Origin of the sequence: Rhodococcus sp. EPR-134 (assembly GCF_001647205.1) — a bacterium.
Classification (GTDB): Bacteria; Actinomycetota; Actinomycetes; order Mycobacteriales; family Mycobacteriaceae; genus Rhodococcus_F; species Rhodococcus_F qingshengii.
This window is the reverse complement of sequence record NZ_LVCT01000087.1, coordinates 1-7737: the sequence shown is the minus strand read 5'-3', so window position 1 is coordinate 7737 and position 7737 is coordinate 1. Positions and strand designations below refer to the sequence as shown.

Sequence of the window (7737 nt, the reverse complement as noted above, 5' to 3'; positions counted from 1 at the left end):
GGCACCCACCGAGCACAGGATCTGCGTGAGCGTGACCATCAGCATCATCCCGCCGGTGGAGAGGATGTAGCCGGTGTCGCCTTTCGTCACGCCGTTGTCGATGATGTCGGCGTTGAGACTCGGAAGGTAAAGGGCCGCCATAGTCGAAATAAACTGCAGGACGACAACGCCCGTGAGTTCACCCCGGTACGGCGTCAGATAAGTGCGCAGCAGCCTGATCAGCATAGTGAGCGAAGGTTACCAATCCTGGCCGACATGTGCCGCTGGATATTTCGATACACAAAAACTGCTGTGCGCCTTTATTAACCGCGGGGGGTTAATAAAGGCGCACAGCAGAGATCAAGCAGATGCGGACTGAAGCTCCGCTTCCTTTTCTTCACGGAGGGCCTTGCTGAGCTTCTCGCCCTCGATGTCGACGTTCGGCAGAATCTTGTCCAGCCACTTCGGCAACCACCACGCCTTGTCGCCGAGCAGTGCCATGACGGACGGGATGATCACCATGCGCACGATGAAGGCGTCGAAGAACACCGCCGCGGCAAGCGCGAAGCCGATCGACTTGATGAACGAGTTCGGTTCCGCGATGAAGGCACCGAACACGGAGATCATGATGACCGCAGCCGCACTGACGACCCGGGCGCCATGGTTGAAGCCGATGGTCACGGCCTCCTTCGCGCTCGCGCCGTGGACGTACTCCTCACGCATACGCGTCACGAGGAACACCTGGTAGTCCATCGCGAGTCCGAACACCACACCGATCAGGAAGATCGGCATGAAACTCACGAGTGGTTGCGGGTTCGAGATGATGCCCAACCAACCGTGCTGGAAGATCGCCACCGTCGCACCGAATGTCGCGAGCACGCTGAGCAGGAAGCCGAGCGTCGCCGTCAGCGGAACCAGGATCGAACGGAACACCAAGAGCAACAAGATGAATGCAAGGCCGACGACGACGGCCAGGTAGGGCACCAATGCATCCTTCAGCGTGTCCGAAACGTCGCCTTCGAGTGCGGTCTGACCGGTGATGCCGTAGCTGACGCCGATCGAATCGTTGAGTCCGCCTTCGGCTCCACGAAGGCTGGACACCAGATCCATCGTGGCGGGGTCGGTCGGACCACTCTTCGGAGTGATCAGTACCTGCGCGGTCTCGCCGGCCTCGTTGACCCCGACGACCTGTGCGTTCTGGACGTCATCGAAGCTCGAGATGGTCGAGACGACCTCCGCAAAGGCCTCCCCGGCGGGAACGCTGGCCCCCTTCGCGTCGACAACGGCGATGAGCGGTCCGTTGCGACCGTCACCGAAGCCCTCGTCGATCAGGTCGTATGCCTGACGCGCACTGGTCGCCGGGTCACCGGTGGCCTCCGACGGCAGTGCCAGGCTCAATCCCGTTGCGGGCAGAGCCAATGCGCCCAGAAGCACTACTCCACCGATCAGCGGCACGAGCGGACGACGGACGACGGCACTGATGAAGCGCAGAGCCAACTTCGGCTTGCCCGAATCTTCGTCTTCGGACTCCTCAGCGCGCTTGCTGAGGAAGGGAATCTTGCCGGCAAAAGCCTTGCGTCCGAACATACCCAGGATCGCAGGCAGCAAGGTCAAGGCGATCAGAACCGCGATCAGCACGGTAAAGGCCGCTGCCGCACCCATATCGGAGAGGAACGGGATGCCGACGACGCGCAATGCAACCAGCGCGATGATGACCGTCAAACCAGCGAATACCACTGCGGAACCGGCGGTTCCGACGGCGCGACCTGCTGCTTCGGCACGGTTGTCGGTAAGGGTGAGCTCATGCCTGAACCTGGACATGATGAACAGCGAGTAGTCGATCGCCACGGCCAGACCGATCATGATCGCCAACGTCGGAGTCATCGAACTGAGATCCATGAATCCGGTGGCAACCGTGATTCCGAGGCTGCCGATAGCGATACCGATGATCGCGGTGAGGAGCGGAAGCCCCGCGGCCACAAGCGAACCGAACGTGATGGCCAGAACGACTGCGGCAACGGCGATACCGATCAGCTCGGTGACACCACCGGGCATCTCCGCTTCCTGAGCAGCAGAACCACTGACCTGGACGTTGAGTCCCTCGGCCCGACCGACATCGGCTGCGGAGTTGATCGAATCACGCAACGCCTGATCGAGATCGGCGAAGTCACCGCTGAACGGAACCTCGACGTACCCGACTGTGCCGTCGGCACTGAGCGGCGACAACGCACGCGCGTCGTCCACGGCCTGTGTCTCGGAAGTTCCAGCCGCAGCAGCCTTTTCCTTGAACATCGCAACCATGGAGTCGTTGCCGGTAACCGGATTGACCAACGCCTTCGCGGCCTGTTCCGGAGTGGCAGTCGCCGGGTCCACCTTGGCAGAGTCGGCGACCTTGTCGATGCCACGAATACTCGCGAGCATCTCGTCCATGGCCTTGACGTTCGCCGGATCGGCCAGCGTCGTGCCTGCCGGAGCTTGCACGACGTATCGCGCGCTCAGCGAATCCATTGGATTGGGCGCGTCGGGAAAACGCTCCGCCATCAGGTCTTGCGCCTGCTGCGCCGGGGTTCCCGGAATGGAGAACGAGTCCTTGGTGGGGCCGGACAGAGTCGCTGCCCCGACGCCCATCAGGACCAGGATTATCAGCCAAACGCTGAGGACCGCGCCTTTTCGCCGGTAGGCGAACTTGCCGATCCGATAAAGATAGGTGGCCACGACGGGCTCCTTGCTGTTTCGGTGCGTGTACGTGGACAGGTATTACGTGTGGGGCTCAGAGACGAGACATCTCAGGGACGCGACATCTCAGGGGCAGGCGGCGGCGCGGGCAACCCGGCACGAATCTGCCGAAAAGCGTCGTGAACCAACTCTTCCGGACTGGAAGCCTCCGACTTTCCGCCAGTCCAGACGTCGATCACCGATTTCGCGGCTCCGCCCACCGCTCCCAGGAGGAGCGTCGGGTACAGGTCCTTCTCGGCGTCGGTACCGGTGCGTTCCGCCAATGCCTGAACGACTGCACGGTTGATCCGCTGATGCATGTCTGCGGCATCCCGGTAGAGCGCGGGACTCGAATCCGACAGCAGCCAGATACTTGCCTTCTCACTCCCACTCGGACCTGAGTCGTTCACGATTTCGACCACAAGTTCTTCGAGGACGTCGAGAATTGGTTCGTCCGCGGGCCGTGACGCAAGCGCCTCGATCCACAGGTTCACCGATTCCTCGAAACTGGCGAGCACTGCCTCCTCCTTGCTGGAGAAGTAGTTGTGGAACGTCCTCGTCGACACTCCGGCCTCGGAGGCGATTGCGTCAGCGGTGACGCATTCGATCCCCAGCGCACGAGCGAGCCGTGCTGCCGCGCCGCTGAGTGCGGCACGGGTTGCTGCCTTCTTGCGGTCACGAAGGCCTTGTTCGATGATCACCCCAACACGGTACCGAACTTGCAGAGCTCTGCAACTTTGCAGAGGTCTGCAATATTGTGCGATCGAACACACGGCACGGAAACTCGAGGCGTACCTCACACTCACGCACGGCAAATGCCTGAACAGCGCGACAGAGAGAGTTGCGAGCAACTCCACCGCCTGACGCCCCCTGCCAAGTTGACGCGTGAATCAACATGGCCTGACATACTTTGCGGTGAATTAACCGTAATTTGCTCGGCGAAAGAATCTGATGGACCCGCTCCTGCACACCTGGCCGGTTTCGTCCACGGTGATGCTGTGGGGATCGAAGTCCGGACGAGGCTCCGTACTACGTCTCGTCCGTCTCACCATCGGGTTCTGCTCACTCAATTTCTCGATCGTGGCGTTCCTGTTTCTCCTCAGCGGAGAGGGCCCGGACGGACCGTTTGCGCGCAGTTGGCTCGTCGGCATTGCGGCCGTCAACCTGATCCCTACGATTCTCTGGTTTGTCGGCCGAATCAGAGGTTCACGCATGCTCAAGCTCTACGGACTGTGGGCGGATCTCGGAACTGCCTCGGTTCTCATCACCTTCACCAGCCATAACGCCGCCCTCTTCGGCGCGGCACTCTTTGTCGCCACCGGCGCCTACTTCACCTATTTTCTCGATTACCGCTGGTTGGCCTTCCATCTCGCCTTTGCCACGACATTTGTCATCGCCCTGACGGTGCTCGGCCTGACGAACGGCGACTACTCGACAACCAGCGTGATCGCACGCACGGACGTCGTCCTGTGTGCCGTGATCTTCATTCCGGCCACGATTCAGTTCACCTGGCGGCAATTACTCGCGCGCGCAACGGGATCCAAAGTGGATGCGCTTACCGGCCTGTTGAACCGACGAGGACTGTGGGACATGTCGGAGCGCATCTGGTCGGTCGCGTCGGCAAATCGTGCCGACATTGCTGTTGCCGTCGTCGACATCGACAAGTTCAAGGCGGTGAACGACACGTTCGGCCACGAAGTCGGTGACGCCGTCATCATCCGGACCGGAACGCGCCTGCAGGCGCATGTGAACGGTTTCGGTTACGCCGCGCGCACCGGCGGCGAGGAGTTCACCGTTGTGATGATCGGTACTCCGTACGGACTTCGCAAACGAATCGCGACGCTCCCCAAAGCCGTGGTGAACGCCTCCGACGACCCCCTGGCCACGGTCAGCGTCGGCGCAGCGACGCTACCTTTCATCCCACATCAGGAAGAGTTCGACTACAACGAGTTCTCCCGAGCAATCGTTGCGGCCGATCATCTGATGTACGACGCAAAATCCGCGGGAGGCAACACCGCGAACACTGCTCCTATGGCAGTTCCGCGTCGACGGGCACACTGAAACCGGGCTGTATCAGCGCCGATTCCACGCCTCGGGATCTGCCGTCAGTTCGTGAATGAACTCGGGCAACTCGCCACCTGCAACATCGGTGAGTGTGACATTTTCGAGCACAGCACGGAGGTTGACTCGCACTGCAATCCACACCTCCTTGAGGGGCGTTGCCGGTCCCCCGTAGTCGACGTCTTCCGGTCGCTGACCCCGAATCGAAGCCAGCGGTCCTTCGACAGCTCGTATGACGTCGGCAATCGTGATCTCGTCCGCGGACCGAGCGAGCCAGTATCCCCCGTCCGGGCCTCGACGGCTGTTGACCAAGCCGCCGCGCCGCAGGTCCGAGAGCACCGCTTCCAGGAACTTGTGGGGTATTACCTGGGATTTGGCGAGAAACTCGGCCTTGGCCGGGTCAGGACCAACTGCCGCGAGCTCGACCAGAGTCCGCACGGCGTAGTCCACCTTCGCGGTGATATGCACCGGCAATTCCTACCATCGTTCTATGAATAGTCGCAACAAACCTGCGAGTTCTTCGCCGCAAAGGGTTCCCTGACGTTACATTTTGATGCATGATGTAACGATCAGAGCTGGAGAACAGGACAAATCGCGTGTGGGAAACCCTTCTCGAATCATGGAAGTCACTGCTCGAACCGCTTCATGATCCCGTTACGCTCGCAATCCCCGCGTTTGTCATCTTCCTCGCAATCGAATGGTTCGCGGCCCGTGCGCTCGAAGATCATCCCGACGACGCCGACGGACGCGCACGGCCGGCACAGGGCGGCTACCGAAGCGTCGACGCCAGAACCAGCGTTCTACTCGGACTCGTGTCGATCGCAACGAGCACCTTCTGGAAAGTGCTGGCGCTGATCGGCTATTCCGCAATCTGGGTGTATCTCGCTCCGTGGCACCTCTCGCCGACTGCCTGGTACACCTGGGTGATCCTGCTGCTCGGAATCGACGTCCTCTATTACGCGTATCACCGCATCGCACACCGAGTTCGAGTCATCTGGGCCACACACCAGGCTCACCATTCGAGCGAGTACTTCAATTTCAGCACCGCACTGCGGCAGAAGTGGAACAACAGCGGTGAGATCATCATGTGGTTGCCGTTGCCGTTCCTCGGGATCCCGCCGTGGATGGTGTTCGTCGGCTTCTCCGTCAGCCTCGTCTACCAGTTCTTCGTCCACACCGAACGTGTCGGAAAACTCTGGCGGCCCATCGAATTCATCTTCAACACGCCGTCACACCATCGCGTCCACCACGGCTCCGACGCCGAGTACCTCGACCGCAACTACGCCGGAATCCTCATCATCTGGGACCGGATGTTCGGAACCTTCGCAGCCGAAACCCACCGGCCCACCTACGGACTCACGACGCCGGTCGGAACGTACAACATCTGGAAGCTCCAAACGCGCGAATATGCTGCCATTGCTCGTGATTGGAAGGCGTCGACATCGTGGCGGCAGCGAGCCGGCTACGTGTTCGGCCCGCCCGGCTGGGCGCCGAAAGCCGAGGTCACTTCAGCAGAATCCACAGCCCCGTCGCACTGAGCAGGAGCAGAGCGACCGCGAGAGTTGCTCCCATACCCAAAGCGGGCGTTGCCTTTTCGGCCGAAAACTGGGCCAACCGGCTGGGCCGCGACCGACGTTCGTAGACCGTCACCGCGACGACGAGCACGGCAGCGACGGACGGGCCGATCAGGGCCACCGACCCGAACGGCGGCAACCATCTCAGACAGGCGGCAGACAAGCCGAGGATCGACAGACTCGTACGCACGAACGAGAGCGATGTGCGCTCGGACTGCAAGCCCTTGTCCGGAGGCTTGACACCTTCCGACGGTTCCAGCGCGGTCAATCAGTTCACGACCTCGACCACCAGGACGGTCGCGCAGATCACCAGCACGATGCCGACGACCGGCGCCATGAGCGGCACCGGCAACGAGCGCTCAGTTCGCAGTGCACGCTCGGCGCTGATCCAGTGGACAAAGGAAGTGATGGCGATCAGAGCACCGCCGACGAGCAACAACGCGGCCAAGCCGGATCGAACCGTCGGATTGAGAATGTCGCCGCCGAACGCTTCGAGTCCGACGCCCGACGCGACGAAGGCCGTTGCAGTGCGGATCCAAGCCAGATATGTCCGCTCATTGGCGAGCGTGAACCGTGGATCGGGGTCTTCGCCCGTCCGGAACGGTCTCCACCGGGGCATCACCTGTTCATTCCGTCCGGGCAGAGATCGCACACTGCCTTCGGAGCGGACAAGAAGAAAGGAAGGTCATGTCCTTAATCTTCCCTGCCCGCCCCGAAGCAGTGCGAATCGGGTGGACGTAATTCAGCTCGCGGCGAGTGAGACCAGGAAGTCCACCGAGCCGCTGCCGTCGACGGTGACGAAACCGAGGGACGGAGGCTCGACTCCGAAATCGGTCCAGGTGACCGGAATCGAGCCCGATGCGATCAGCGAATCACCCGAATGCAGCACGGTCATGTCGACCGACACCGGCTTGGACTGACCCTTGAGCGTCAGCGTTCCTGACACCGTGACCGTCGCCGTTGTTCCGTCCGTCGGTACAGCAGACAAGTCCACCGGCGAGTCGATCGTGAACGTCGCCGTCGGATACGTGCTGGTATCCATCACATTGCCCGTGAACTGGCCGTCCCGCCGATCCGAGTCGGTCTTGATGCTTGCCACCTGCACCGTCACTTCGCCGGAAGTGAGCTTTTCACCCTCGACAACCGCGTTTCCGCTCACCTCGCCGGTGGTTCCGACGACGGTCACACTCGATCCGTTGAGAATCTCGTGCACGGTGTACCCAGCTGCCGTCTGGTTGTCCCCCTGCCCGGCGACGACGGTCCATTGCCCGTCGATCGATCCGGACGCCGCCTCCGCGCCCTCAGTGGACACCACGGCCGCCGGTGCATCGTCTTCAGCGATGAACTTCCCGTACGCCCACGGCCCCACGAGCAGGGCGAGTACGACCACAACTACTGCTCCGCCGAT

The 7737-nt window shown here is 61.5% G+C and carries 8 protein-coding genes and 1 pseudogene; 2 read left to right on the top strand and 7 right to left on the bottom strand.

Annotation, left to right across the window (positions count from 1 at the left end; genetic code table 11):
- From A2J01_RS04290 to A2J01_RS04280, 3 genes and pseudogenes are all read right to left on the bottom strand, one after another.
- Positions 1 to 225 (bottom strand): annotated as a pseudogene (locus A2J01_RS04290) (ABC transporter ATP-binding protein); the annotation flags it as partial.
- A gap of 114 nt (positions 226 to 339) precedes the next feature.
- Entirely contained in the window at positions 340 to 2694 is a 2355-nt protein-coding gene (locus tag A2J01_RS04285; RefSeq protein WP_064112069.1) for an MMPL family transporter, read from the bottom strand.
- Between the two features lie 71 nt (positions 2695 to 2765).
- Positions 2766 to 3395: a TetR/AcrR family transcriptional regulator gene (locus tag A2J01_RS04280; RefSeq protein WP_007731646.1), complete on the bottom strand. Its 630-nt coding sequence runs from the start codon at positions 3393 to 3395 to the stop codon at positions 2766 to 2768.
- A gap of 250 nt (positions 3396 to 3645) precedes the next feature.
- On the opposite strand from A2J01_RS04280, the gene A2J01_RS04275 reads away from it, so the two are divergent.
- Positions 3646 to 4755 (top strand): GGDEF domain-containing protein, encoded by a 1110-nt coding sequence (locus A2J01_RS04275; protein ID WP_020968182.1) that lies wholly within the window; start codon positions 3646 to 3648, stop codon positions 4753 to 4755.
- 12 nt (positions 4756 to 4767) lie between these two features.
- On the opposite strand, the gene A2J01_RS04270 is transcribed toward A2J01_RS04275, so the two are convergent.
- On the bottom strand, positions 4768 to 5223 hold the full coding sequence (locus A2J01_RS04270) for an RrF2 family transcriptional regulator (RefSeq protein ID WP_003943908.1): 456 nt from the start codon (positions 5221 to 5223) through the stop codon (positions 4768 to 4770).
- 128 nt (positions 5224 to 5351) lie between these two features.
- Between A2J01_RS04270 and A2J01_RS04265 the strand changes: the two genes are divergently transcribed.
- On the top strand, positions 5352 to 6293 hold the full coding sequence (locus A2J01_RS04265) for a sterol desaturase family protein (RefSeq protein WP_003943902.1): 942 nt from the start codon (positions 5352 to 5354) through the stop codon (positions 6291 to 6293).
- Here the strand turns inward: A2J01_RS04265 and A2J01_RS04260 are convergent.
- The 3 genes from A2J01_RS04260 to A2J01_RS04250 form a co-directional block, all read right to left on the bottom strand.
- Positions 6259 to 6597, bottom strand: a complete 339-nt coding sequence (locus A2J01_RS04260) for a DUF202 domain-containing protein (protein ID WP_064112067.1) — start codon at positions 6595 to 6597, stop codon at positions 6259 to 6261. The genes A2J01_RS04265 and A2J01_RS04260 overlap by 35 nt on opposite strands.
- The gene (locus tag A2J01_RS04255) at positions 6598 to 6948 is read right to left on the bottom strand and encodes a YidH family protein (RefSeq protein ID WP_003943804.1); all 351 of its coding nucleotides are present in this window, start codon (positions 6946 to 6948) and stop codon (positions 6598 to 6600) included. It lies immediately after the preceding gene.
- A 123-nt stretch (positions 6949 to 7071) separates the two neighbouring features.
- Positions 7072 to 7737 carry a YceI family protein gene (locus A2J01_RS04250; RefSeq protein ID WP_064112065.1) on the bottom strand — a complete coding sequence of 222 codons (666 nt, stop codon included), beginning with the start codon at positions 7735 to 7737 and terminating at the stop codon, positions 7072 to 7074.